Origin of the sequence: Halomonas hibernica (assembly GCF_013183775.1) — a bacterium.
Taxonomy (GTDB): domain Bacteria; phylum Pseudomonadota; class Gammaproteobacteria; order Pseudomonadales; family Halomonadaceae; genus Vreelandella; species Vreelandella citrativorans.
Genome location: NZ_VIFN01000012.1, coordinates 1 through 26,604, shown reverse-complemented (window position 1 = coordinate 26,604; position 26,604 = coordinate 1). Strand labels below are relative to the sequence as shown.

Annotated in this window: 25 protein-coding genes; 11 read left to right on the top strand and 14 right to left on the bottom strand. The window is 54.7% G+C overall.

The window, feature by feature from the left end; all coding sequences use genetic code 11:
* Positions 1-74: 74 nt before the first annotated feature.
* The 4 genes from FKN99_RS15155 to lhgO form a co-directional block, all read right to left on the bottom strand.
* Positions 75-2,084: a TRAP transporter permease gene (locus FKN99_RS15155; RefSeq protein WP_172118660.1), complete on the bottom strand. Its 2,010-nt coding sequence runs from the start codon at positions 2,082-2,084 to the stop codon at positions 75-77.
* 34 nt (positions 2,085-2,118) lie between these two features.
* A complete protein-coding gene (locus FKN99_RS15150) occupies positions 2,119-2,616 on the bottom strand; it encodes a DUF1850 domain-containing protein (RefSeq protein ID WP_172118659.1) in 498 nt (165 codons plus the stop codon).
* Positions 2,617-2,645: 29 nt separating this feature from the next.
* The gene (locus FKN99_RS15145; RefSeq protein ID WP_172118658.1) at positions 2,646-3,605 is read right to left on the bottom strand and encodes a TAXI family TRAP transporter solute-binding subunit; all 960 of its coding nucleotides are present in this window, start codon (positions 3,603-3,605) and stop codon (positions 2,646-2,648) included.
* A gap of 120 nt (positions 3,606-3,725) precedes the next feature.
* Positions 3,726-4,922 carry an L-2-hydroxyglutarate oxidase gene (lhgO, locus tag FKN99_RS15140; RefSeq protein ID WP_172118657.1) on the bottom strand — a complete coding sequence of 399 codons (1,197 nt, stop codon included), beginning with the start codon at positions 4,920-4,922 and terminating at the stop codon, positions 3,726-3,728.
* A 118-nt stretch (positions 4,923-5,040) separates the two neighbouring features.
* Here lhgO and csiR point away from each other — a divergent pair, with 118 nt between their 5' ends.
* The 4 genes from csiR to gabT all read left to right on the top strand — a co-directional run bounded on the left by csiR (position 5,041) and on the right by gabT (position 9,665).
* Positions 5,041-5,730, top strand: a complete 690-nt coding sequence (gene csiR, locus FKN99_RS15135) for a DNA-binding transcriptional regulator CsiR (protein ID WP_087107872.1) — start codon at positions 5,041-5,043, stop codon at positions 5,728-5,730.
* Positions 5,731-5,876: 146 nt separating this feature from the next.
* Positions 5,877-7,055 (top strand): acyl-CoA dehydrogenase, encoded by a 1,179-nt coding sequence (locus FKN99_RS15130; RefSeq protein WP_172118656.1) that lies wholly within the window; start codon positions 5,877-5,879, stop codon positions 7,053-7,055.
* A 39-nt stretch (positions 7,056-7,094) separates the two neighbouring features.
* Positions 7,095-8,309, top strand: coding sequence for a CaiB/BaiF CoA transferase family protein (locus FKN99_RS15125; RefSeq protein ID WP_172118655.1), 1,215 nt, complete (start codon positions 7,095-7,097; stop codon positions 8,307-8,309).
* An 81-nt stretch (positions 8,310-8,390) separates the two neighbouring features.
* Positions 8,391-9,665, top strand: coding sequence for a 4-aminobutyrate--2-oxoglutarate transaminase (gabT, locus tag FKN99_RS15120; RefSeq protein ID WP_172118654.1), 1,275 nt, complete (start codon positions 8,391-8,393; stop codon positions 9,663-9,665).
* A 59-nt stretch (positions 9,666-9,724) separates the two neighbouring features.
* Here gabT and FKN99_RS15115 read toward each other — a convergent pair whose 3' ends face one another.
* The 4 genes from FKN99_RS15115 to FKN99_RS15100 all read right to left on the bottom strand — a co-directional run bounded on the left by FKN99_RS15115 (position 9,725) and on the right by FKN99_RS15100 (position 13,587).
* Positions 9,725-9,976, bottom strand: coding sequence for a thiamine-binding protein (locus tag FKN99_RS15115; protein ID WP_172118653.1), 252 nt, complete (start codon positions 9,974-9,976; stop codon positions 9,725-9,727).
* Between the two features lie 9 nt (positions 9,977-9,985).
* On the bottom strand, positions 9,986-10,813 hold the full coding sequence (locus FKN99_RS15110; RefSeq protein ID WP_172118652.1) for an alpha/beta fold hydrolase: 828 nt from the start codon (positions 10,811-10,813) through the stop codon (positions 9,986-9,988).
* Between the two features lie 192 nt (positions 10,814-11,005).
* Positions 11,006-12,052, bottom strand: a complete 1,047-nt coding sequence (dinB, locus tag FKN99_RS15105) for a DNA polymerase IV (protein WP_172118651.1) — start codon at positions 12,050-12,052, stop codon at positions 11,006-11,008.
* Between the two features lie 53 nt (positions 12,053-12,105).
* Complete coding sequence (locus FKN99_RS15100; RefSeq protein WP_172118650.1) at positions 12,106-13,587, bottom strand: protein adenylyltransferase SelO; 1,482 nt, start codon at positions 13,585-13,587, stop codon at positions 12,106-12,108.
* 52 nt (positions 13,588-13,639) lie between these two features.
* On the opposite strand from FKN99_RS15100, the gene FKN99_RS15095 reads away from it, so the two are divergent.
* Positions 13,640-14,251, top strand: coding sequence for a DNA-3-methyladenine glycosylase (locus tag FKN99_RS15095; protein ID WP_172118649.1), 612 nt, complete (start codon positions 13,640-13,642; stop codon positions 14,249-14,251).
* Here the strand turns inward: FKN99_RS15095 and FKN99_RS15090 are convergent.
* Positions 14,185-15,087: an NAD-dependent protein deacetylase gene (locus tag FKN99_RS15090; protein ID WP_172118693.1), complete on the bottom strand. Its 903-nt coding sequence runs from the start codon at positions 15,085-15,087 to the stop codon at positions 14,185-14,187. The two genes, FKN99_RS15095 and FKN99_RS15090, sit on opposite strands and share 67 nt — an antisense overlap.
* Positions 15,088-15,227: 140 nt before the next feature.
* Between FKN99_RS15090 and FKN99_RS15085 the strand changes: the two genes are divergently transcribed.
* Positions 15,228-16,400 carry a UbiH/UbiF/VisC/COQ6 family ubiquinone biosynthesis hydroxylase gene (locus FKN99_RS15085; RefSeq protein ID WP_172118648.1) on the top strand — a complete coding sequence of 391 codons (1,173 nt, stop codon included), beginning with the start codon at positions 15,228-15,230 and terminating at the stop codon, positions 16,398-16,400.
* 68 nt (positions 16,401-16,468) lie between these two features.
* Here FKN99_RS15085 and FKN99_RS15080 read toward each other — a convergent pair whose 3' ends face one another.
* The 4 genes from FKN99_RS15080 to FKN99_RS15065 form a co-directional block, all read right to left on the bottom strand.
* Positions 16,469-17,242, bottom strand: a complete 774-nt coding sequence (locus FKN99_RS15080) for an SDR family NAD(P)-dependent oxidoreductase (protein WP_172118647.1) — start codon at positions 17,240-17,242, stop codon at positions 16,469-16,471.
* A 21-nt stretch (positions 17,243-17,263) separates the two neighbouring features.
* Positions 17,264-18,613: a TRAP transporter large permease gene (locus FKN99_RS15075; RefSeq protein ID WP_172118646.1), complete on the bottom strand. Its 1,350-nt coding sequence runs from the start codon at positions 18,611-18,613 to the stop codon at positions 17,264-17,266.
* Positions 18,606-19,097, bottom strand: coding sequence for a TRAP transporter small permease (locus tag FKN99_RS15070; protein ID WP_172118645.1), 492 nt, complete (start codon positions 19,095-19,097; stop codon positions 18,606-18,608). Before FKN99_RS15070 ends, FKN99_RS15075 begins: the two co-directional genes overlap by 8 nt.
* 75 nt (positions 19,098-19,172) lie before the next feature.
* The gene (locus FKN99_RS15065) at positions 19,173-20,183 is read right to left on the bottom strand and encodes a DctP family TRAP transporter solute-binding subunit (protein WP_172118644.1); all 1,011 of its coding nucleotides are present in this window, start codon (positions 20,181-20,183) and stop codon (positions 19,173-19,175) included.
* 176 nt (positions 20,184-20,359) lie between these two features.
* On the opposite strand from FKN99_RS15065, the gene FKN99_RS15060 reads away from it, so the two are divergent.
* The 5 genes from FKN99_RS15060 to FKN99_RS15040 all read left to right on the top strand — a co-directional run bounded on the left by FKN99_RS15060 (position 20,360) and on the right by FKN99_RS15040 (position 26,280).
* Complete coding sequence (locus FKN99_RS15060; RefSeq protein WP_172118643.1) at positions 20,360-21,199, top strand: IclR family transcriptional regulator; 840 nt, start codon at positions 20,360-20,362, stop codon at positions 21,197-21,199.
* Complete coding sequence (locus tag FKN99_RS15055; protein WP_172118642.1) at positions 21,199-22,368, top strand: acetyl-CoA acetyltransferase; 1,170 nt, start codon at positions 21,199-21,201, stop codon at positions 22,366-22,368. The genes FKN99_RS15060 and FKN99_RS15055 overlap by 1 nt, the downstream gene beginning before the upstream one ends.
* The gene (locus FKN99_RS15050) at positions 22,365-23,966 is read left to right on the top strand and encodes an acyl-CoA synthetase (RefSeq protein WP_172118641.1); all 1,602 of its coding nucleotides are present in this window, start codon (positions 22,365-22,367) and stop codon (positions 23,964-23,966) included. Before FKN99_RS15055 ends, FKN99_RS15050 begins: the two co-directional genes overlap by 4 nt.
* Entirely contained in the window at positions 23,963-24,823 is an 861-nt protein-coding gene (locus FKN99_RS15045) for a PPC domain-containing DNA-binding protein (protein ID WP_172118640.1), read from the top strand. The genes FKN99_RS15050 and FKN99_RS15045 overlap by 4 nt, the downstream gene beginning before the upstream one ends.
* Before the next feature lie 218 nt (positions 24,824-25,041).
* Positions 25,042-26,280 (top strand): PDDEXK-like family protein, encoded by a 1,239-nt coding sequence (locus tag FKN99_RS15040; RefSeq protein ID WP_172118639.1) that lies wholly within the window; start codon positions 25,042-25,044, stop codon positions 26,278-26,280.
* Here FKN99_RS15040 and FKN99_RS15035 read toward each other — a convergent pair.
* Positions 26,277-26,522, bottom strand: a complete 246-nt coding sequence (locus FKN99_RS15035) for a PcfJ domain-containing protein (RefSeq protein WP_264757788.1) — start codon at positions 26,520-26,522, stop codon at positions 26,277-26,279. The two genes, FKN99_RS15040 and FKN99_RS15035, sit on opposite strands and share 4 nt — an antisense overlap.
* Between the last annotated feature and the right edge of the window lie 82 nt (positions 26,523-26,604).

Sequence of the window (26,604 nt, the reverse complement as noted above, 5' to 3'; positions counted from 1 at the left end):
AAGAAACGCAAAAGCCCGGAAACCTAATGGTCTCCGGGCTTTTTTACATCCAGCTTTCGCCATCGTTTTAAGCGCTATGCAACACTCGGCGCTTCATGCTTACTGGCTCGCCAGTTTGTGCCAATCGCAACGATCATGACGGCAACACCGGCAATCTCGGTGATCAAGCTGGGGTAGAAAACCCCCACAATAGCGGCGCCAATGGCAAGACGCGGCACCCAGCCCATACGGGTAAACAAGTACCCTTCAAGGGCGGCGGCAAAGGCGCACAACGCAAAAATCGCAATGACGGCATTCCAGGCCACCACCGGCACCGGGCCGCCGACAATAATCTCCGGATTGAACACCATAAACAGCGGAATGAGATAAAGCCCCTTGGCAAACTTCCACGCCTGAAAGCCGGTTTCCATCGGTTTACTGCCCGCGATTGCAGCCCCGGCAAACCCTGCCAAGGCGATGGGCGGCGTCACGTTAGAGTCCTGGGAGTACCAGAATACTACCAGGTGAGCCACCAGTAGCGGCACGCCAAACTCCGCCGTAAGCGCCGGGCCCACCAGAACAATCAGCACGATATAGCTTGCAGTGACCGGCAGGCCCATACCCAGAATCAGACTTGCCAACAACACCATGACCAAGGCAAGTACCAGATTGCCGCCCGAGAAAGCGAGCATCATGGAGGAGAACTTAAGCCCTAGGCCGGTTAACCCAACCACACCCACGATAATGCCTGCCACCGCACACGCCATGGAAACCGCCACGGCATTGCGTGCGCCCAGTTCAAGGCCCTGCACCAACTTCACCAGGCCGATCCAAACCACCTCTTGGGTCCGCCTGACTGTCACCGGCTGACCCTGGCCAGGCGCGACAAAGAAGTACCATAACGCGTAACGTAAAACGGCCACGGCAATCATGGTAATCACCGCGTAGTAGCCGACCCGCATGGGCGAAAGGTTCATTACCAGTAGCCACACCAGCACGGCCAGCGGCAGCAGAAAATGCCAGCCATCCTTCATGACCTGGCGCATTTTCGGCAGCTCGCTTCTCGGCATGCCCTGCATTCCCTGTTTAAGGGCAATAATATGTACAAACAGATACACCGTCGCGAAGTACATGATCGCCGGTAAAATACTGACTTTGACAATATCCAGGTACGGCGTATTGGTGTACTCGGCTATCAAAAAGGCGCCTGCGCCCATCAGCGGCGGCATAATTTTCCCACCGGTGGAGGCAGCGGCTTCAATTCCTCCCGCCTGCCTGGGCTGATAGCCCAGTTTTTTCATCAACGGGATAGTAAACGCGCCCGTGGTTACCACGTTAGCAATCGCGCTACCCGAGATAGACCCCATGCCCGCCGACGCCAGCACAGCCGCTTTCGCCGGACCACCGCGCTGGCGGCCCGTTGCAGCGTAAGCCATATCGATAAAGAATTTTCCCGCCCCGGTGCTCTCTAAAAACGCCCCAAACAGCACAAAGATAAAGATGTAGGTCGCGGCAACCCCTAACGGCAAACCAAAAATACCTTCTTGACCCAAGTAAAGCTGACCTGCCACTCGGTCCAGAGAATAGCCGCGATGATTTAAAATACCGGGCATCCAATCGCCTAACCAAGGCAGCTCACCGCGCGGCCCGGCAAAGGCGTATAAGATGGCCAGCACGCCAATAATCGTCATCCCGAAGCCCACGGCTCGGCGACTAGCTTCCAATACCGTGACCGTCGCAATGCAGGCCACCAGAATATCGGTTTCACTCCAGAAACCCGCACGATTGATAATCTCGTCTAAAAACAGCACAAGATAGCCGCCGGTAATCAGCGCGCCCGCTAAAAAGACAAGATCAATTCCCCAGCCAAGTACACCTCGCTTACGGTTCGGCCCAAAAACCGGGAACATTAAAAACGCTAACAGCATAATCAGCGCCAAGTGGATACCGCGCTGATAAAACAGCCCCAACGGCTGAATACCGGCGGAGTAGAGCTGAAACAGGGAAAGCCCGACAGCCACGATGGTGATACACCGCAGCACCAGGCGGGGTTGAATCGCATTACCGCCCGGCATTAATACCGGCGGTGGAGTGGATTCGTTCATGAAGTCCTCGGAAGTGTTGTCTCGCTTGTTTCTTTTAGAAGCGCTCTGGCTCACCCAGTTGGATGATGACTCGCTGCCCTGCCGCTTGCTCGCTCAGGCTAATGTCAGGGTGCTCGCCATCGGGCCACACCACTTGATGATTGACCGCATTAGCACCGACTCGAAGTACATACCGGTTATTGATGACAGGCTCGTTAATCGCATTGATCCAGTAGCCACCCTGGCCATCAGACACTTGCTCACCTCGGCCAACAATGTGCCCAAGCCCTGCGGCAAAGTCAGGCTGATGGCTGCGCTCAAGCTGCATGACACCGTTGGCGTTGCGATAGCAATCCAGTACCGTGAAGTGTTCAACCGAATGCTGCCACTGAATGCACCAGCGCACGCCTTCAGGAGCGGCTTCCTCCAACAGCGTTTCGCCATCTTCAGTGGTAACCGTAAGGTACGCAGACGCCGAGGCGGGGGAAGCCCCAGCCTCGGCGAACGGTAAGCAGACCAACAGGAGCGCCATCAGTTTTTGTTGCCACTGCATGACGAATGCTCCGTTAGATGAAGGCGTCGTTACGGACGCAAACGGTCCGGAATCTCGACATCCATCTCTTCAAAATAGCGAATTGCGCCCGGGTGCAGCGGCACGGGCGTTGAGTTCATGGTGAACTCAATCGTGGTGTCGTTGGCGGCGGGGTGGACGGCAATCAGCTCATCGGTGTGCTCAAACAGCAGTTGGGTCAGTTGGTAGGCAAGCTCTTCATCCATCTCGGCGTTAACCACCAGGACATTGGGGATGCCGATGGTTTGAACGGCTTCGTTCATGCCGTCGTACATGCCAGCGGCAAGCTCATAGGGAGCAAACACCGCTTCCTCTTCCTGCGCGTTGGCAATTTCTTCATCGGACAGGCTGATCAAGCGAATGTCGCGCGTGGCGGCCAGGTTAAGAATTGAGCTGGTAGGCGGGCCTACGCTCCAGAAACCGGCATCAATATCGCCATCGCGGATGGCATCGGCCGTTTCGTTGAAATTGAGCCGCTGGGGAGTAAAGTCTTCGTAGCTAATGCCGTTGGATTCCAGTACGGCGCGGGCATTAAGCTCGGTGCCGCTACCCGGTGCGCCAACCGAAACTCGCTTGCCCGCCAGGTCATTGATGCTTTGAATATCGGACTCGGCAAGCGTCACCAACTGCACCGCATTGGGGTAGAGGGATGCCAGCGCCCGGGTGTTTTCCACCTGACGCCCTTCAAAATCGTCGGTGCCGGTATAGGCTTGATACACCGTATCGGCCAGTGCGGTGGCAAGATCGGCGTCGCCGCGCATGATGAGCCCCATATTTTCAACCGAGGCGCCGGTCACCTCCGCCGTCGCTTGAGCACCTTCAATATGGTTATTGATCATTTCAGCCAGGCCGCCGCCAATAGGATAGTAAACGCCCCCGGTACCGCCAGTGGCGATAGAAAGCTGTTGGGCGCTGGCGGGCAGTGCTATGGCGAGCAGCGATGCTGCGGCTGCATATTTTAGTGTTTGCATGCGAGTTGCCTCCGTCCGGCTTGGACTTATAAGTATGCGTGACGATCAGAATATTTGTTGTGCTTGCCGCTGCATTCGCAGCGGCGGCCACGTGACGTTAGCACGGCTGTTGCGTTGATGTTAATGGGACAATAGTGCCACGACCTGCTGAGTAATATGCGCCCCAATAGGAAGCGCTGATGTTGCCGCTGGCGAAGGAGCATTGCCTACGTTCACCGTCCGCCGTGTATTGACGAATAAAAAGTCATCGACCAACTTACCGTCACGGGATACGGCCTGGGCGCGAACGCCTGCGGGGTAAGGTTGAAGGTCATCAATAGTGATATCAGGGCAATATTTGCGGACCAGCTCCAGGTAGCCACGCTTATAAAACGAGTTTTTCATCTCCCCGATTCCTGGCTTAAGGTGCTTGCCCAATACCTTTAAAGTACCGGGATGGGACAACATCTGAGCTATATCGCGTAGCGACATATCCTGTTTTCGATAGCCTTCACGCTTTAACGCTAATACCGCGTTGGGGCCGACCGTTACCCGGCCATCGATCATTCGGGTTAAATGCACGCCCAAAAACGGCATGCCCGGGTCCGGAATAGGGTAAATCAAGTGGTTAACGATATGATTATGCTGCTCGGGCAGTAAGTAGTACTCCCCCCGGAACGGGCAGATGGTAAAGCCTGGTTTCTGACCCAGCATGCGGATCACCCGGTCAGCCATTAACCCGGCACAGGTCACCAGATAGCGGCTGCTCAACGTATCGCTGGAAGTGGTGACCACCACCTCGGCACGGCGCTCTTCCAACCCTTTCACCTCAACGCCATAGCGAATTTTCCCGCCAAGACGTTCAAATTCAGCGGCCATGGCACGAGTCACCTGGGCATAGTCGACGATGCCGCTTGAAGGGACGTAAATAGCGGCCTCGCCACGGATATTCGGCTCACGCTCTTTAAGCGCCTCCGCGCTAAGCCACTCACGCTCCAGACCATTGGCCGCAGTACGTTCCCAAAGCGCTTGCATGCGCTGGATCTCAAGGGCATCGGTGGCCACCAGCAGCTTGCCGCAAATGGCGTAATCGACCCCATGCTGATCACAAAACGCCCGCGTTGCTCGGTTGCCCTCAAGACAAAACCGCGCCTTCAAACTGCCCGGCGTGTAGTACACCCCGGCATGAATAACACCGCTGTTATGGCCGGATTGGTGCTGAGCGGGGCCGTGCTCTTTTTCAAGCACCAGCAGACGCTTATCAGGGTAGGTCTGCTGCAGCTGCATTGCGGTAGACATCCCAAGGATTCCGCCGCCAATAATGATGAAATCCCACATCAATCACGCCTCTTATGCCAAAGTGTTAATTTTTAGTAATAATAGCCGCTATTCTTATATCTTCGCCGGTTTGCCACCCTTTCACCAGCGAGCCGACGTTATAGCAATGGAGATTGCCATGGAGCCAGATGCGCCGCGTCAAAACTTAGCGATTAACGCTTACCGAACGCTCAAGCACGACATTATCCGAGGCCGCTATGCGCCTGAAGAGAAGCTCCTTATGAGCCGCTTAAAGGAGCATTACGGCGTTAGCACCGGGCCGCTACGGGAGGCGCTTTCGCAACTGGTAGCCGACCGCCTGGTCGTGGCTATTAGCCAGCGGGGATACCGCGTAGCGCCCATGTCACTTGCTGAGCTTAATGATATTTATGACGCACGTGCCCAGCTGGAAGGGCTTATTTTGCGCTTGGCCATCGAGCGGGGCGACGATGAGTGGGAAGCCTCGGTGGTAGCCACGGCACACCGGCTTTCCAGGGTAACCGATATCAGCTCGCCCGATGAACTACTTGATGGCTGGGATACACGTCACAAGGCGTTCCATACCGCGATTGCCAGCGGCTGCAACTCCCCTCACCTGCTGCAAATGCGCCACACTCTGTTTGATCAGGTGGAACGTTACCGCCACTTGTGGCTACAGGAAACCGTTATGTCACCCACCGCACTAGCGCAAAAGCGCCAAGAGCACGCCGCCCTTGTTGAGGTTATTTTGGCCCGCAATGCCGAGCAGGCTGACACGTTAATGCGCGATCACTTGATGACACCAGTCCCCATCATTACGCAAGTGCTTAAGGCTCGCGGCATCCAATAAATTCTTCATTTCAAAAAAATGTAGATATTTTTAAATAACGGCGATAAATTGGAATAGCTTTCAAAGTAGATCGCTGGATCGGCGTGGGCGCCTGGATGTGTCGACGCGAACCTGTTTCCCCTCAAGAATTCTCAGGAGACTACGTAATGACACACTTCAATTGGGACGACCCGCTATTGCTGGAGCACCAGCTCACAGAGGAAGAGCGCCAGATTCGCGATGCCGCCCACGACTACTGCCAAAACAACCTGCAGCCCCGTGTATTAAGTGCATTTCGTGAAGAGCGCTTTGACCGCGAGATCATGACGGAAATGGGAGAACTGGGCCTGCTGGGCGCGACCGTTTCCCCGGAGTACGGCGGTGCAGGCGTTAACCACGTTGCGTACGGCTTGATAGCCCGAGAAGTGGAGCGTGTCGATTCCGGCTACCGCTCAGCCATGAGCGTACAGTCGTCGCTGGTGATGTATCCCATTGAAGCGTACGGCTCAGAAGAGCAGAAACAAAAGTACCTGCCCAGGCTTGCCAGCGGTGAAATGGTCGGCTGTTTTGGCCTTACCGAACCCGACCACGGCTCCGACCCCGGCAACATGATTACCCGCGCGGAAAAAGTCGACGGCGGCTATCGGTTAACCGGCGCCAAAATGTGGATTACCAATAGCCCGATTGCCGATATCGCCGTGGTATGGGCCAAGTCGGCTGCCCACGACAACCAGATCAAAGGCTTTATCGTCGAGCGCGGCACGGAAGGCTTCTCCACCCCCAAAATTGAAGGCAAGGTGTCGCTTCGCGCCTCGATTACCGGTGAAATCGTACTGGATGGCGCCTTTGTCCCTGAAGAGAACCTGCTGCCTAACGTCAGCGGCCTTAAAGGGCCTTTTGGCTGTTTGAACAAAGCGCGTTATGGCATTGCATGGGGTGTAATGGGCACCGCTGAATTCTGCTGGCATGCCGCCCGCCAGTACACCCTGGACCGCAAGCAGTTTAACCGCCCGCTGGCGGCTAACCAGTTGATCCAGAAAAAGATGGCCGATATGCAAACGGAAATTACCCTGGGCCTTCAGGCCGCGCTTCAGGTGGGTCGTCTGATGGATAGCGGCAACTGGGCGCCGGAAATGATTTCGCTGATCAAACGCAACAACTGCGGCAAGGCGCTGGATATTGCGCGCATGTCGCGAGATATGCACGGCGGTAACGGCGTTTCCGACGAGTATGGGGTAATTCGCCATATGGTGAACCTGGAGTCGGTGAATACCTACGAAGGTACCCACGATGTTCACGCATTGATTCTTGGCCGCTCTCAAACCGGCATTCAGGCATTTTTCTAAGCTGCCGCGCACAAACCACAATAGGCCACAGGAATCATCATGAGCAACGTAACCAAACCGCTGGCGGGCATTAAGGTACTCGATATTTCTCGCGTACTGGCCGGGCCCTGGTGTGGCCAAATGCTCGCGGACATGGGGGCCGATGTAGTGAAGGTCGAGCGCCCAGGCAGCGGCGACGACACGCGCCACTGGGGACCTCCCTGGCTTGAAAACACCGCAGAATCAGCCTATTACCTGTGCGCCAACCGGGGGAAACGCTCGGTGACGATTGATATGGCCAGGCCAGAAGGCCAAACGCTGATCAAGCAGCTCGTTGCCCAGTCAGATGTGCTGCTTGAGAACTTTAAAGTCGGCGGCCTGAAGAAATACGGCCTGGATTACGCCAGCCTGCAAGCGCTTAACCCGGCACTGATCTACTGCTCAATTACCGGTTTTGGCCAGCAAAGTCCCTACGCCCACCGCGCAGGCTACGACTTTATGATTCAAGCCATGGGCGGCATCATGAGTTTGACCGGCAAACCCGACAGTGAACTCGGTGGCGGCCCGGTGAAGAGCGGCGTGGCATTTACCGATATTTTTACTGGCCTGTATGCCGCCAACGCTGTGCTGGCAGCGCTTTATCAACGCCGTGACAGCGGCGTCGGCTGCCATATTGATATGGCGCTGATGGATGTCCAGGTAGGCGTGTTGGCCAACCAAGCGCTTAACTACTTGACCTCCGGCAACGTGCCTCAACGCTTGGGCAATGCGCACCCTAACATCGTTCCCTATCAAGCGTTTGCGACCGCGGATGGACACATCATCGTGGCCGTAGGCAATGACGCACAGTTTGCGCGCTTTTGTGAGGTGCTCTCGCTAAGCGATCTGCCGCTCGATGAGCGCTTCGCCACCAACGGTGCCCGCGTTAACCACCGTGAAACACTCGTGCCCCTACTCGAAACGGCCCTTGCTCAGCGAACCATGGATACATGGCTGACCGCCTTTGAAGCAGCAGGCGTGCCCAGCGGCCCCATCAATACGCTGGACCGCGTATTTGATGACCCACATGTAAAAGCGCGCGGCTTAAAACAGACTCTGCCCCACACACAGTCGGGCCAGGTGGACCTTGTGGCTAACCCTATTCGCGTCAATGGTCACTCCATGAGCGCCAGCACAGCACCGCCAGGCTTGGGTGAGCATACTGAACGTGTGTTAAACGACATCGGCATTAGCCCGGCCCAACAACAGGCACTGCGTGAGGCAGGTATTATTTGATTGCTCGGCGTATACGGTGTTTACGCCTATTAATTACGCACTATGCTGAAAGCCTATCCCTTATTAGATAGGAGTTGAGCCATGAGCAATGCTGAGCTAAACGAACTAAAGCGGAAATACGTTGCCAACGGCGCAGCGAGCCCTGCCACAGCGTTTGCCGACCATGCCGAAAACGCTGAAGTGTGGGATGCTGATGGCAACCGATTTATCGATTTTGCTGGCGGAATCGGCGTCCTGAACATCGGCCACCGCCATCCTAAAGTGGTTGCCGCGGTGAGGGCACAGCTCGACAAGGTAATGCATACCTGCCAAACGGTCATGCCCTATGAAGGCTACGTTCGTGTAGCCGAAAAACTTAGCCACCTGGTACCGGTTCGTGGCCATGCCAAGGTAATGCTGGCCAACTCCGGCGCCGAAGCGCTGGAAAATGCCGTCAAGATTGCCCGCGCAGCGACCGGACGCGCTAACGTCATCTGCTTTGATGGCGGCTACCACGGCCGCACCTTCTTCACCATGGCAATGAATGGCAAAGTAGCGCCCTATCAAACCGACTTTGGCCCCATGCCTGGCACCGTATTTCGGGCGCCCTACCCGGTCGATTATCACGGTGTTAGTGAAGATGAAGCCCTTCGCGGCCTGATGATGGCGCTTAAAACCGACGCGGGCCCGTCCAATACCGCCGCCATCATCCTGGAGCCCGTGCTTGGCGAAGGTGGTTTTTACCCGGCGCCGGCCTCGTTTCTTAAAAAGATCCGCGACATCTGTGATGAGCACGGCATTCTGATGATTATTGACGAGGTGCAGTCTGGCTTCGGGCGCACAGGCAAGATGTTCGCCATTGAGCACAGCGGTGTTGAGCCCGACATCATGACCATGGCCAAAAGCATGGCCGACGGCATGCCGATTTCAGCCGTGGTAGGCACCGATACAATAATGGACGCCTCAGGCCCCAACTCATTGGGTGGCACCTACACAGGCAGCCCAACCGCCTGCGCTGCCGCACTTGCCGTTATGGAAGTGTTTGAGAAAGAGAACATCCTGGAGAAAAGCCAAGCCCTCGGCGATAAGCTGGCCAAGCATTTTAATCAGTGGCAGGCACGTTACGAAAGCGTCGCTAATGTTCGCCACATGGGCGCTATGGCCGCCTTTGAACTCGTCGCTGATAAAACTACCCGAGCACCCAATGCAGAGCTTGCCAGCGCATTATGCAAAAAGGCCCGCGAAGAGGGTTTGATTCTGCTTTCCTGCGGGATGTACGGCAATACCATCCGCTTTTTAATGCCCATTACCATCGAAGACGACGTTTTGAACGAAGGACTGGATATTATCGAGTCATGTTTGGAATCGCTGGCTTAGAACGACCACGTGTCGAAAACAAACGCGCCGCTCAAATTGAGCGGCGTTTCGTCGCCAAATCAATCACGGGGTCGTCGATCGCCCTCCAGGAAATTGGCCGTAAACACCGCTTTGCCGTACGTCTCAAACGACCACTTCATCACCTCGCTCAAGGCTGCCATCACCGCATCGAACTCACCAAATATCTGAGTGCTCATGCGGTTGGGATACACCTCTAACCCCGTCGCCTCAAGGCGCTTGACCACGTCTTTTACCAGCGGTTTAACATCATTGCCCAGCGGGTAGTAACTAAGCTGCACAGAAAGATACATAACGCCTCCTTACGCTGTGTGTGGTGGCCTACCCGCTGCACTCGAAAAGCGCTGCCAAGCGGCCAAAATGGCTAACCGTGTTTCGTCGGGATGCTCCATCGGAAACATATGGGTTCCTGGCGTGTCGCTCACGGTTAAGCCTTTCCGCTTCAAACGTTTGATACGCGCTGTGGTAAGCAAATCCGACTCCTGACCGGCAATAATCGCCAGCGGCACGCCTACCCGGCTCGGCAAGCGCGAAAGGTGGTCCGGCAAGTGGCGAAAAATCTCCACCTCGACACGCGGATCAAACGTCAATTCTGCGCTGCCATCCTCTAAAAGCCGGGTACCTGCTTCAATGTAGTCGTTAAGCGCTGCCGGGGTAAAGCGGCTAAAGAGGCCGCGCTGACTTAAGGATTTAGCCATCACCTCGCGGCTTGGCCACACGCTGCGCCGCCCTTGGGTCTTACCTGCCGGTGTGATGCGATCTATAAAACCAAAACGCTTGGCCACTTTCATGGCCCAGGCATCGGCTCCCAACATCAACGGCGGATCGAGCAGGATCACCCCGCAAAAACGCTCGGGCTGCTTGTCGGCCGCCATGGCCATCAGGGTGCCGCCCAGCGAATGCCCCACGCCTAGCAGGGGTGCTTCGGTATCCGGCAGATAGCTTAATAGCTCATCCACCAGGTTGGCCCAATTGTGGTTCACTGGGTAGTCCGGATGATGGCCAAGCCGATCCACGGGGTGGATCTCAAAGGTATCGGCCAAGGGTTCGAGCAGGCTTTTATAGCTTAGCCCAGGAAACCCATTGGCATGGGCAAACATCAGATGAGGCCGTGCGGGGGTTGTTGTCATAAAAAAACTCTTGGGCCTTTAACGCCGCCGTTATGGTCGCCAGTACACGTGGCAATACCGTTTTCATACAATCGTTCTCATACAAGCGTTTTCATACAACCGTTTTCATATAAGCGTTTTAACGTGCGAACTAAAGAGCGTCAATCGACATAAGGTTTAACAGGCTAACAAAATATCGGTAGGCGCTGATTTCTAAAACAGAGAGAGCTGCTCGGCCGGTGCGGCTTCTGCCAGGCGATACCCCACCCCCAGCAGACGCACCGGGCGCTCGCCGCGCGCCCAACCAACGTTCAACAGCGTTTCGAACTGCTCAAGGTTGGGCGCGGGGTCGGCATGCTCCACCGTGGTTTGGGTAAAATCGTTAAACTTCACCTTGACCATTAACCCTCTTACCCCAGGTGGTGGGTCCAGGCGGGCATAGCGGCGCTCTAAATCTTCTAACAGCACGGGGAGTTGTTGGCGGCACGCCGCAAGCGTGGGCAGGTCCTTGGCATAGGTCTGCTCGGTACTTACCGATTTACGCTCACGATGGGTTTTAACCGGCCGCTCGTCATGGCCGAGGCTTAACTCATGCAGGCGTTTACCAAAGCGGCCAAACTGTTCCACCAGCTCAGTAAGTGGGCGAGCGCGCAGGTCAGCGCAGGTATGGATATCCAGCCGCGCCATCTTTTCAGCGGTGCGTGGGCCCACTCCATGAATCTTTTTCACCGGCAGCGCCTGAACAAAGTGCTCCACTTCATCAGGCGTAATCACACACAGGCCGTCCGGTTTATTCCAGTCGCTGGCGATTTTGGCGAGAAACTTGTTGGGTGCCACCCCCGCCGACACGGTGATGCCTACCTCCCGCCGAACCCGCTCGCGGATCGCCTGCGCCATGCGCGTGGCACTGCCCTGGTGCAGCGTCACCTCGGAGACATCCAAAAACGCCTCGTCCAACGACAGCGGTTCGATTAAATCGGTCACCTCGCGATAAATCGCAAAGACCTGGCGCGCCACTTCCTTGTACTTGGCCATATTGCCACGGATAAGCGTTAAATGTGGGCAGCGTTTCAGTGCCTGAGCCATCGGCATGGCGGAATGAATGCCGTATTCGCGGGCGGGGTAATTGCAGGTTGCGACCACCCCGCGCTGCTCGACGCTCCCCCCAATGGCAATGGGAATATCCTTGAGCGCCGGGTTGTCGCGCATTTCTACCGCCGCGTAAAAGCAGTCACAGTCGCAGTGGATAATTTTGCGCACTGGCCACCCTTCTCACCTGTAAAAAAACACAGTTTATCACAGGTTTTTCCTGTTCAGGTCCCGCAGAATGTTCTCAATACTTGTTCGCTGCTGGTGGCGGGAACGGCTAGGCAGCGCGCTTCCGGTGAATCCTCGAAGGGCTTAGTCACCGCTGCAAGCAAGGTATGAAAAGGTGCGTAGTCGCCCTCGTAAGCGGCATTAATGACCTCCTGAACGCGGTGATTACGCGGAATAACGATCGGATTGGCGTGCCGCATCGCCTCCCAACGCGCTGCATCCTGATGAGCAACACACTCGGCCTGCCAGGCTTCTATCCACGCGCCCAAGGCGTCAGGCTGAGTGGTTAACGCAAGCAAGGCATCATGGGCTTGGGCACCCGGTGAGGCCGCGTACTGGGTCAACGCGTCAAAGGTCGCCGTCATATCCATCTTGCCTTGGGCCATTTGGATTTCAAGCGACGCCATCAGCGTATTGGCTTGCTCGCTATCAGACGAAAGCCCTAGCTTGTCCGCCTGACGCTTGCGCTGCTCATCGGCATGTATATCGGTAAAACGATGAATGGCTTGGGTTGCCTGCTCCACCGCCTCATCGCCCTGCGCCTGCATTAGCGGCAGTAACGTTTCCGCCAGGCGGGCCAGGTTCCATTGGGCAATCGCCGGCTGATTGCCAAAGGCGTAGCGGCCTGCCTCGTCAATAGAGCTAAACACCTTTTGCGGATCAAACTGCTCCATAAAGGCACAGGGGCCGTAATCAATGGTCTCCCCGGTGATGCTGGTGTTATCAGTATTCATCACACCGTGGATAAAGCCTACGCTCATCCAGTGCGCCACCAGCGCGGCCTGGCGGGCAACAACCGCCTCCAGCAGTGCCAGGTAAGGATCATCGGCCTGGGCCGCGCTTGGGTAGTGGCGCTCAATCGCGTAATCCGCCAGGGCTTTTAGGGTCTGTTCATTGCGCAGCACCGCAGCAAACTGAAAGGTGCCAACGCGCACGTGGCTGCGAGCCACTCGGGTAAAAACAGCCCCTAGCTCAGGTAGTTGGCGTCTAACCACCTCTCCGCTGGCTACCGCTGCCAGCGCCCGCGTAGTGGGTACGCCAATCGCCGCCATAAATTCACTGACCAGGTACTCACGCAGCACAGGCCCCAAGGGCGAGCGGCCATCACCACCGCGTGAAAAAGGAGTTCGCCCGCTGCCCTTCAGCTGTATATCCCGCCGCTGGCCCTGCTCGTCTACCACTTCGCCCAGCAAAAGTGCCCGGCCATCCCCCAACTGAGAGACAAAATTACCAAACTGGTGGCCCGCATAGCCAAGCGCAATAGGGTCCGCGCCTGGGGGCAGCGTATTACCGCTAAACCACTGCGCCAGCGTGGCGTTATCAGGCACCTCACTCGCCCCCAGGGTTTGAGCAAGGGAGTGATTAAAGGCAATTAAGCTGGGCGCTTTTACCGGCGTGGGCTGGCACGCCATCCACAGCGGCTCAGGTAGTGTTTTGTAAAAATGCTCAAACGTCAGCACAGTCACCTCCTCTATCATTGGGCGTTATCTCCTAATACCCTAGCAGTTCACTCAAGCAGGCGGTGAGATAATGTCATCTCTTCACGGGTTACCTTTGCCTCCGGTAGCACGCGACTTCTATCAACGCGATACCGTCGCCGTCGCCAACGACCTGTTAGGTTGCTGGTTAGTGCGTGTCATAGACGGCGTTCAAATGGCGGTGCGTATTGTTGAAACCGAAGCTTATTGCGGCGCCCACGACTCAGCCTGCCATGCCCACCGTGGATTAACGCCCCGCACGGCGGCGATGTTCGGCCAGCCCGGCCACGCCTACGTGTACTTGGTGTATGGCATGCACTGGCTGCTTAATATCGTCACCGAACCTGAAGGGTCGCCTTGTGCAGTGCTGATCCGCGCTGTTGAACCCGTGCTTAACGAACACGCCATGCGCGAGCGGCGCAGTATACCGGGCAGGCAATTATGTAACGGGCCCGGCAAACTCACCCGGGCACTTGGCGTGGATAAAGCACTTTACGGCCACGATATGACGCGCGCCGAGCAGTTGTGGGTATGTGCAGGCAGCCACTCGACGCCCATTGCCAGCGGCCCGCGTGTCGGCATCGACTACGCCGAGCCTCATGACCGTGATGCGCCCTGGCGGTTTTGGCTGGAAGGCAACCCGTGGGTATCCAAAGCGCGCTGACCCAGCGTCAACCGCTTAACGGCATGGGTTAATACCGGCGTTAATGGGGCACGCCATTGATGGCTGAGTAGCGTATCTGCCCGGGTAACACCCAGCGACAGCGAGGCAATGGGCAAGCCCATGGCATGAGCATCACGACAGAAGCGGTAGCCCGAAAACACCATTAACGACGTGCCTACGGCCAGCACCGCATCCGCCTTGTTCAAGCCTGCCTGCGCCGCTTGGCGACGCTCTGCAGGCACCACGTCGCCATAATAAACCACGTCCGGCTTTAAAATACCGCCGCAACGCGGGCAATCAAGCACGCGAAACGTACTGAAATCGGTTTCCAGGTCAGCGTCGCCATCCGGCGCGTGCGTGGCATTAAGTACCGCAAAGGCAGGATTCATGCGCGCCATTTCGCTATGCATGGCGTGGCGCATCATCTGGTAATGGCAAGTCATGCACTTCACCAAATCTGCCCGGCCGTGCAGGTCGATGACACGCTTTGAACCTGCCCGTTGATGAAGGCGGTCAACGTTCTGCGTTACCAAAAGCTCTACAAACCCCATCGCCTCTAGCGCCGCCAACGCCTGGTGAGCGCCACTTATTTCGGCTTCGCGGAGCGCTTTAAATCCGACCAGCGCACGCGCCCAATAGCGCTGACGCACGCTGAGCGATGCCATAAAGTCGCCGTGCTGAACAGGAGGTGGCCGCTTCCACTGCCCGTTAGCGTCGCGGTAGTCGGGAATACCGCTATCCGTACTCACACCTGCGCCGGTAATTACCCACAACCTGGGGTGCTGTTCGATAAAGCGAGCAAGTTCAAACCCCGCTTGGGCCACACTTTTTTCCATTTCCACGGCCTGCGTCAATTGATGCCCTAGGCAAGTTTCCCCTATCTCGACGATACTGTAGGACATTATGGGCACATGCAACGTACCTGGTCTCAGCGTACTGAGCAGCGATGCCTGACCATGCATTGAAGGAGCGCCTCATGCAGAGCGATCACGATATTATTATTGTTGGCGGCGGTATGGTGGGAGCCGCGCTGGCGGCCCGGTTGGGTAACGCGGGCTACGCTATCGGACTGATCGAGCGAGGTGCCGAGCCTACCCCCATGAGCGGCGATTATGACCTGCGTATTTCATCGTTAAACGCCCGCTCGCTGGCGTTTGTTAAGCTTAGCGGTACAGAACTGCCCCAGGAACGCTGCTGCCCCTTCCGTCATATTGATGTCTCCAACCTGGACGGCACTGGGCATAGCGTGTTCTCTGCCAGTGATAGCGGCATGGACGATTTTGGCCTGTTTATTGAAAACCGAACGCTTCAGTACGCCCTTTGGCAGCGCCTTAAAGAGCTGCCCAGCGTTACCTGTTATACCCACTGCGCGCCTATCAATACGCTGATTGCTGGCGACAAGCGGGTGGTCGAGCTGGATAACGGCAAGATGCTGAGCGCGCGTCTGGTGGTCGGTGCCGACGGTGCGCGTTCAACGCTACGCCAGTTGGCAGGCATTGAGGTCACTAGCCATAACTACCATCAGCGGGCGCTGATTGTGAACGTGGAAACAGCGCTTCCTCAGCAGGATGTGAGCTGGCAATACTTTACGCCGACCGGGCCCATCGCCATGCTGCCGCTACCCGGCCATCGGGCATCGTTAGTGTGGTACGACCATGATGAGACGACCAAAGCCCGCGAAGCGCTGGATGACGACGCGCTTAAAGCGGCGATTGAAAACGCGTACCCCAAACGGTTGGGCAAACTGACCCGCATTGTCGCCCGCGCCAGCTTCCCGATTAAGCGCCAGCACGCCCGCCGCTATATCGGCAAGCGCTTGGCGTTAATTGGCGATGCTGCCCATGTGGTTCATCCGCTGGCAGGCCAAGGGTTGAATATTGGCCTGCACGATGCCGATACATTGGCCGAGATGGTTATTAAAGGCCGCGACCCGGGCGACCACATTAACCTACACCGTTTCGAGTGCCAGCGCCGCGTGGCAAACCAGGCCATGATCGCCGCGACCGACAGCTTCCACCACCTGTTCACCGGCGCCAAACCTCTGCGCCAGCTGGGTGATCTAAGCCTGCATTTGGCCGAACGCTTCCCACTCGCCAAGCGCATGATGATGCAGCAGGCCAATGGGTTGAATCCGTTTAAGAGGGGATAAAAGTATTTAATAACGGCCGATAAACGCAGTGGCGCATGCTGCCAAGTAGTGGAGCTTGCGCCAGCTACTTACGGGTTATTAGCACTTCGTAAGGCGGTGAGCCCCACTCCCGCTGACTGAAAACCACCATCAACCGCAATCGTCTGCCCGGTGACATACCCGCCCTCTGGGGAGCACAAAAAGGCAATCACCTCGGCTATTTCTTTCTCCTGACCAAACCGGTTAAGAGGAATGGTCTCAAGGTAGCTTGCTTTCATTTCCGGCGCGGCTTCCACCAGTTTTGCCAATAGCTCCGTCTCTACGGGCCCAGGCGCTACGCAGTTGGCTCTTATACCGTGCTCGCCCAACTCCATTGCCTGCTGCTTGGTTAAATGAATAACCGCCGCCTTGGACGTACCATAAGCCGTTCTTAACGTACTGGCGCGCAAACCCGCGATAGAAGCTACGTTAACAATCGCTCCGGATACCTTTTTCATCAGCGGCGTAAGGGCCTGCGTGACAAGAAAAGTGCCGTCCAGGTTCACCGACATGATTTTTTTCCAACTATCAAAGCCAGTCTCCTCTATCGGATGAAGAGCGGCTATTCCTGCGTTATTGACGAGCGCATCGACACGACCATATTGGCGCTCGATGACCGCAGCCATGGCGATAACGTCATCAGGATTAGAAACATCACATTCGATTGGCAGCACGCCGCTGTACGTCTCGGCCAATTCGTTGGCAACCGTATAGCTCATGTCCACCACGGCTACGTCATAACCCTTTGCAAGAAAAACCTCTACGGCAGCAAGCCCGATTCCCCGTGCACCACCGGTTACAACGGCAACTTTTTTAGTGACCATCAAGCACCTCTTCTCTCGTTATTATTGACTGACCAAAAGCATGGATATCTGCGGGAAGAAAGCCACTAATGCGAGCCCTACCAAACACGCGCCAACACAAATAAAGGTGCCTCGCGCTATTTTTTCAATGGAAAGACCTGTCACATTCGCAGCGACATAAAGATTAATACCCACAGGTGGTGTTATCAGGCCAATGGAGAGGTTAATCATCACCAAAACACCAAACCAGACAGGGTCCCAGCCAAGCTGGTGCACAATAGGAAGAAACACCGGTAACGAAATAAACATTACCGTTACCGCATCCATAAACATGCCAATAATCAGTAGAATCAGCATGATAACCAATAAAACAACCCACTCGTTGTTGCTCATGCCTAACAGCATGGAAGAGTAAGTGCCTACCAGGTCATCAACCGTTACCACCCAACCAAACAGGCTTGCGTAAGCAACCACCAGCATAACGACGGCAGACGATGCCGCCGCATCACTAACAGCTTCATACAATTTTTTGATGCTTAATGTTTTATAGATGACCGCGCCCACCAGTAACGCATAGATAGTGGCCACTAATGCGGCTTCCGTAGGGGTAAACACACCGGCGTATATCCCTCCCAAAATAACGACCGGTGTGAGCAGGCCCCAAAAAGAGTCTTTAAAGGAAGCCCATAATCGACCTGCATAGCCCAGTTGCGGGTAAGGGTTATCGCCCATCGACATAACGGAAGGTTCAGATGACAGGCCAGATGATCCCGCAGTTCCCGCGTTTTTCACGCGCCCCCACGGCAGGGTCACTATCATTAAACCGCCCATCATCAGGCCAGGTAAAATGGCAGCCATAAACAGCTTCGATATTGAGGTTTCAGCAATAACGCCGTAAATCACCAACCCGATAGAAGGCGGGATAACGATCGACAAGGCCGCGCCCGTACACACCAAACCTGCAGCATAGGCCTTGCGGTAGCCGTCTTCTTCCATGCCTTTTATGATCATGGGCCCAATGGCGGCAACCGATGCCGGGCCAGAACCGCTAACAGCCCCCCAAAACAAACAAACGACCGTACCGACGATGCCCATTCCTCCGGGCAGACCACCCACCAGTACTCTGAAAAAACGGATCATCCGGTCAGCGATTCCAAGCCTTCCCATCAACGTTCCAGCAAGAATAAAGAAGGGAATCGCTAATAATGAAAATTTGGTAATACCTGTCGCAATCAAATCACCGGCGAGATCTAATCCAAACCCCATGTGCCACATGGCATAAATAGCGGACAGGCCGAGTGAGAATGCGACGGGCACTCTCAACAAAAGCAGCAGGAAAAAGACGGTAATCATCTGTGAACCTGTCGAAAGCGTACCGAAGATATCAAACATCGGCGCCTCCGATCGTGGCTTCCACGTTGCCGTTCATTTCTTGCCATGCACGCTGCAAAAATCGAATAGCAATGAGAATAAAGCCAAAAGGTATCGCAACGTGGTAGTACCAGGCGGGTAACCCTAGGCCGTAAGAGCGGGTTCCACTATTAAACTGATTGCTTAGCACTTCCCAGGAGAAATAGGCTGACATGCATAGTAACGTTACAGACAGCAGCACAGACAACATAAAGACGACTGTTTTAGCGTGCCTTGGCAATACGTTATAGAGAACAGTTACCGCCAAGTGTTCACCCCGCCTTGCCGCAATCGCCGCGCCAAAAATGGTTAATATCAAAAACCCATTGGTAAGAAGCTCTTCTGTCGCGGCAAGCGAGTAGTTAGTACCGTATCGAACAACGACATTAGCGAAACCAAGCAGCGCCATACTCAAAAAGAGGCCAGTGCATACTATTTTTTCAAATTCGTTAATTATAAATTTCATAAGGCATTGACCCTATACTGACACCAATAACTCTGACTAAGGTTAGTCAGAGTTATTGTCAGTAAATGCTATTCGTTATTGCTGCTTGGAACTTTCTATCGTTTCGACAAAGCTGGAAACGATGTCAGGACCGACTCTTTCAGCCCAGATATCAAAGGCAGGTGCCGTTGCTTGCCTAAATACCTCGATCTCTTCCGGAGTCAATTCGGTAATATCCATGCCTTGCTCACGAAGGAAGTCGACGCCCTTGGCCGTATTTTCGCGAGTGATGGCGAGCTGATGCGCCATGGCCTGGTCAGCCGCTTGCTGAACCATCTCCTGCGTTTCAGCATCGAAGCTTTCCCAACGCTGCTTGGAAACGCCTAAAAAGACAGGGTCATACGAGTAGTGCCAGAGCGTTATATAGTCTTGCACTTCATAAATACGCTGGGGAATGATAACGGCACCAATTCCGTTCTCCTGGCCGTCAACAACGCCTTGCTGTAATGCCGAGATCGTCTCGACCCACTGCATTTGCTGCGGGTTGGCGCCCAGTGCATCCATAACATCAACATACATAGGGCCTGCCACACGCATATTTAACCCGCGCATATCGTCAGGGCTACGAATCGGCCGTTTACTATTGGTCAGTTCACGAAAACCGCTTTCACCCCAGGCCAGCACCTTAACGCCCTTTTCATCCATGATCTCTTCAAGCAACTTAACCGGCTCGCCGTTCATGGTGGCGTCCACCTGATCATAACCGTCGTAGAGATAAGGCAGTGAAAAAACAGCCATTTCAGGTATTAACGGCGTGACATTAATGGCGGAGGTCATCACTAAATCAATAGCGCCCCTACCCACCATTTCAAACTGGCGCATCTGGTCGCCACCCGCTAACTGCGAGTTAGGAAACGTACGAACCGATAGTTCGCCTCCTGAGGCTTCATTTAACAAGTCGTTAAAGAGTTCAGCGGCTTCATGCCACGTGGTGGTGTCACCGGTGTTATGAGAAAGCCTTAATGTTTCAGCGGATGCCGCACTGGCAAAAAGCAAGCTTGCAGCAGAGGTGGCCCAGACAGTTTTTAAAAAAGCATGGCGTTTCATTATGTTCTATTCCTCGTGGCGTATCCGTGCTAACGCACTTGATTGTTATAATCCACAATATGGACCATTCGTTATATATACGACAATAAAAATTTGCCAAAAGCACTCCAGAAAGTCAAAGTATCAGCAAAATAAGCTCAATACACGCGCCACTAAAACAACAATCGGTCCATAATATGGAACACAAAGCCTTAATAACGGAGAGCACAACCGCTGGTGCACAAAGCGTCGACCGTGCACTGGGGTTATTAAGCCTGATTGCTCGACAAGCCGAAGGCAGCTCACTGGCCGATTTAACCAGGCACAGTGGTTTAAACAAGCCCACGGTAAGACGATTGCTGCTGGCACTTATTAATGCAGGAATGGTAGAGCAATCGCCCGCTAATCATCATTATCAATTAGGCCCAGAAGCCTATTTGCTGGGCCACAGAGCTTCCGAGCAACATAACCTGACGCGACTGGCTACGTGCAATGTCGCTCGTTTAGCGCAGCGAACGGAAGATGCCGCCTGTCTTTCTATCCGCCGAGGCCACTTCTCGCTGTGTCTGTATCGTGAAGACGGCGTTTATCCCATTCGGACCCATGCCCTTGTGCAAGGCGCCTATCATCCTCTGGGAGTAGGCGCAGGCTCACTCGCCATGCTGGCAGCGCTGCCTGACGCTGAAATTACCCACGTGTTAGATGCACAACGCCCGCTCCTTGAACAGCAGTACCCCCAACTGGCTCCAGAGCATATGGTAAATCTGGTGAACGAAACGCGGTTGCAGGGCTATGCCGTTAACCCTGGGCTGGTGTTTGCGGATTCATGGGGAATCGGCATTGCCCTACATTGGCCTGATGGCGTACTGGCCGGCTCACTTTCGTTGGCAGCGATAGAGAGCCGCATGCAGGAACCACGCCGCTCCCAAACGCTTGTGCCGAGATTAAAAGAAGAGGCGTTAGCGATTGAGCATCTGTTAGCCGCTGAATTTACAAGACATCAAACATCTCCCACTCCCCTCGCCAGGAGCAAATAATGACAAAAGCACAGATCGTCGGCTGGGCCCACTCCCCTTTTGGAAAATTGCCCGAACCCGACACCCAAGCGCTGATGCAAAGCGTCGTTCAGGATGCGCTCGTTCATGCAGGCGTCGATCATGAGGCTATCGACGGCATTTTTGTCGGTGTCTATAACAACGGTTTCTCGGCTCAGGACTTCCAGGCAGCGCTGGTTGCGATGGGCGATGAGCGCTTTGCGCACACGCCCGCCACGCGTTACGAAAATGCCTGCGCGACAGGCAGCGCAGCGCTGCATGGCGCGCTCGACTTTATAGAGTCTGGACGTGGGCGCATCGCCCTGGTCATCGGCGCTGAAAAAATGACAGCAACGCCCACTGCTGAAGTGGGCAACATTCTGCTAAGTGCCAGCTATCACCGTGAAGAAGCCCATATTGCAGGGGGCTTTGCGGGGGTGTTCGGCGAAATTGCGGAACGTTACTTCCAAACCTACGGGGACCGCTCCTACGAACTCGCCATGATCGCGGCCAAAAACCACGCCAACGGTGTGTTTAACCCCTATGCCCAAATGCGTAAAGATATCGGCGTCAACTTCTGCGCCACCGTTTCTGAGCGCAACCCGACGGTCGCAGGCCCTTTGCGCCGCACAGACTGCTCGCTCATTTCGGATGGCGCCGCAGCCATGATTATTGCCGATGCTGAGACGGCCGCTCAATTAAAGCGTGCGATTGCCTTTCGGGCACGAACGCAAGCCAATGACTTAATGGCGCTTTCAAGACGAGACATATTGGAGTTTCGTGGGGCATCAATGGCCTGGCAGAAAGCGCTCGCAAGCGCTGACGTCAATATTATGGATTTATCCCTCGTCGAAACGCACGACTGCTTCACTATCGCCGAGCTGCTTGAGTACGAAGCGATGGGGCTCGCCAAGAAGGGGGAAGGCTATCGTGTTATCCAGGAAGGTATCACGCAAAAAGATGGCGCCTTGCCCGTCAATCCATCCGGCGGGCTAAAGTCCAAAGGTCATCCTATCGGCGCTACGGGTGTTTCCATGCATGTAATGGCCGCCATGCAGTTAATGGGTGAGGCGGAACAGATGCAAATACCCAATGCAAGCCTGGCTGGCGTCTTCAATATGGGCGGCGCGGCCGTCACTAATTACGTGTCTATTCTGGAGCGTGTGAAATGAGCCTGAATGAACACAATAGCGTCATGCCTGTTTCTACCCGAGTAATGAACCTGTCTCACCTTCTCACCGAAAGCGCGCGCCGCTTCTCGAATGAGATTGGCTTTGTATGGGGCGAAAAGACCTGGACATGGAAACAGATGGAGGAGCGCTCACAAGCGTTTGCGTACGCGCTCCGCCATGAAATGGGCCTGCAAAAGGGTGACCGTTTGCTGGTTCAGTCCTCCAACTGCCACCAAATGTTTGAAGCGATGTTCGCCTGTTGGAGAATAGGCGCCGTATGGGTGCCGACCAACTATCGTCAGTCGCCCGACGAGGTGGCTTACCTGGCTGAATCCTCTGGGGCAAAAGGCCTGCTTTGTGGCGCCAGCTTTACCCATCACGCCGCCGCTTGCGCCCCTCTTGTTGATGTAGCGATCTCGATTGGAGAGAGTGATTTCGCCGTCGATTACGAAACGCTGGTGGAACGCTTTTCAGGCCAGCACATGCCAACCGCCGCGGTTAATCGCGATGACCCTGCGTGGTTTTTCTTTACCTCTGGCACCACCGGGCGCCCCAAGGCAGCGGTACTGACCCATGGCCAAATGGCCTTCGTTGTCACGAATCATTTATGTGACTTGATGCCAGGAACCAACGCCTCTGACGCGTCTATCGTCGTCGCGCCTTTGTCTCACGGCGCGGGCGTTCACCAGCTTGCCCAAGTCGCTCACGGCGTTAAAACCATACTCCCGGCGGACGAGAAATTTGACCCCGAGGTGATTTGGCAGCTGGTTGAAAAGTGGAACGTGACCAACCTTTTCACCGTGCCCACTATCGTCAAAATGCTCATTGAGCACTCCAGTGTAAAGCGGCATGACCACTCTTCCTTACGCTACGTTGTCTACGCTGGTGCGCCCATGTACCGGTCCGACCAGGTGAAAGCGCTGGAAACATTAGGATCCGTACTGGTCCAGTATTTCGGGCTTGGCGAGGTGACCGGCAATATAACGGTGCTGCCCCCTGCGCTTCACCACGTTGACGATAACCGCATGAAAATCGGGAGCTGCGGCTTTTCGCGTACCGGCATGCAGGTGCAAATTCAGGATAGCAACGGTGCTGAAGTGGCCGCCGGTGAAACGGGAGAAATCGCCGTCATCGGGCCGGCTGTTTTTGCGGGCTACTACAATAACGCCGAAGCCAATCAAAAGAGCTTTCGAGATGGCTGGTTTTTAACGGGCGACCTGGGCCATCGGGATGAAGAAGGATTCATTTACCTGACCGGGCGCGTTTCGGACATGTATATATCGGGCGGCTCCAACATTTATCCTCGCGAGATCGAAGAGAAGCTGCTTAGCCATCCTGCCATTTCCGAAACAGCCGTATTGGGCGTACCTGACCCTGTCTGGGGTGAAGTCGGCATGGCCGTGTGTGTGCTTTACCCCGGCCAGCCACTGGATACTGCCTCCTTGAATGCATGGCTGAGTGAGCGCATTGCTCGCTACAAGATGCCTAAAAGCTACGTATTCTGGGAAGAAATGCCCAAAACGGCTTACGGAAAAATCACTAAAAAGCTCATTCGTGAAACATTAACTGAGCGTGGTGAATTACAGGAGGCAACATGAGTTCTCCTCCCAGCAATGCGGTAGCGCTTGGCTATATCGAACACCCAGGCACGCCTGCACAAACGCGCTACCAGGCGCAGCTCTGCCATACACAAGAGCGATCACTCACGCTTGAAGGCGGCCAAACGCTACATGACGCCATCGTCCAGGCGCTTCAAAAGCAGGCCATCTCGTCAGCGTACTTAACGATCAATAATGCAGCGATGCAAACGCTTCACTATGTCATCCCGGGCGATGACCCAAGTGGGCAACATGCTGCCTGGTATAGTGAAACGCATCGCTTATCACCACCGGCAAACATACACACCGCAGGCATTCATGTAGGCCTGCGTGATGGTGAACCTTTCCTGCATTGCCACGGGATATGGCAGCAAGGCGATGGGCATACCGCGGTTGGCCATCTGCTAGCGCCCGCGTCGATATTAGCCAATGACATTGAGGTGTCGTGTATCGCGATAGAAGGCGCCTATTTGGCCGTCACGGCTGATGAAGAAACCCGGTTTCCTCTTTTTGCGCCTTACCAGGGTGCCAGCAGTGCTGCTAAGCCCAATGCGCTTTTACTGACGCTACGCCCGAATCAAGACCTCAATGCCGCCATCGCAGCAACCGCTAAACGTTACGGGATTGATACGGCACAGATCATGGGCCTTGGAAGCCTGGTGCAAACCTGTTTTACAGACGGCCACCAGCTTAAAAGCCACGCGAATGAAATACTGATACTCGATGGAACATTGAAAGATGGGCAACCCTCACTTCAAGCAGTCTCTGTCGGTATCGGTGGCGAACAACATCAAGGAGCGCTTGCCCCTGGGCGAAATGCTATCTGCGTTACCTGTGAGCTATTGCTGAGCTTTTAATTCGCTCTTATCAGTTAACGTAGAAGGCGTCAGCGCCACGTGGCCCGCCTGGCAACGATGACGAATACCGACAGTTTCCCTTAACGCTATGCTATCGCGTGACCAATTATCGCTGGATAATTTAAGGTTACCTAGTCATACGATTCGCATTCGCCAATAGTATAATTAGGCAGCAAGCTAATGGACGGGATCCATTTACCACTCTTTAGGATTAATCAATGTCTTCAGAATCGGCCGATTTGGCAGCGTTGGAGCGTTTTTTCGAGAAATTGGCACTGCTGCCTAAACCAGAACCTTTAACACCCAATTTGTTTTCCGTTGCAGGGCCAGGTCAGCATGAGAACCGGCTATCCGACTTAATGGCCTTCTTTATGGGCGGCTATCCCGGCGCACCGCACTGGTTAGCCAAGGCCATTTTGCATGCGCTAGCTCGTAAGTTTGATCATGACGATCTACAGCAAGTCGACTGGGAAGCAATCACTACCGAACGGGAAGTAGGAAGCTGGAATGTTGAAAGCGAGTCAACCAAACGCTTGGACTTAGTGGTTTCGGGAAACGACTTCGTATTAGGCATCGAGCATAAAGTATGGGCTGCAGCGACGAATAATCCGTTTTATGCCTATGACAAATTGCTGGAAAGCTATGCGGTTACCACCTACAAGTGCGTTTTATGCCCGGATGACACCAAAGAAGGTGTTCGGATACCCGCCCGTAACGCAGGCTGGCCGACGCTATCCTACTCGGAAATAGTGGCCTCGGCGTATGAACTTTACGGGCAAGACGTGGCCCCGTCCAATCAGACAAAATGGCAAGTTTTCTACCAGGAATTATTACAGCATCTCGCCTCTATCGCCCACCCAACTGAAGAAAAGACGATGACAAAAAACGAACTGGATTTTTCGTTAAAGCATTTCAATAGCTTATATGAAGCATCTCAACGTTTGAAACAATTCGAGCAAGAACTGGTGGCGGAAGGTAAAAGTCATATTGCTGCTGCATTGCAAATAGCGACGACAGACATTAATACCAAAAATAACCCCGAGGACTGGGGTGACAATATAAAAGCCTGGCGCTTTTCCCCCAGTACTTGGGGTAATTCAGGAGCTGCCCAAATATGTCTCATTTATTATCCTTCTTCAGTGTCAGAAGGCGATGAAAGTATCGGTTTTGAAGTTCGAGTATATCTGGAAAGCCAAACAAGCAATGACCCTTGGCTAAAAAATATCGAGCAAGCTTTCCTGGACGTAACGCCTGTCACTAAGCAGCCGAGCTGTAGTTGGTACAGAGACGGCAATGACACGCATACCTGGTACGAAGTTAAAGGGCGCTGGTTAGCATTGAGTGCATGGCCCCACGAGTACACTAAAGCAGGCGCCATGAAAGCGCTGGGCGATTTAGCTAAATGGGTGAACGAGCACGCCTTCCTGCCAGAAGCCCAAGCCACAACCCACGCCTAATAGTGAGCAGTTAACCATCGCTGTATTGCCTTAAGTGACGCCTCGCTCGGTAATGCATTGCAATAGCCACGTATTTCTTGCACTCCCCACTGGCTGCCTTGTGGGGAGAGCGCGATGGTTAACGCTTCTGGTGCTTCCATGTGGTAGACAAATACCTGGCGAGCGCTGACTTGTGCCGCATAACTGCCAATGCAGTGATGCATTTGCTTGCCTTCAGCCAGTAAAGCATCCCAACTTTCCAACGCAACAATATCGGATTTTCTAAATGATACTGAATATTAATGCAGCGGTCTGTGGGTTGAATACGCTCAGAAGGTGTTAGTA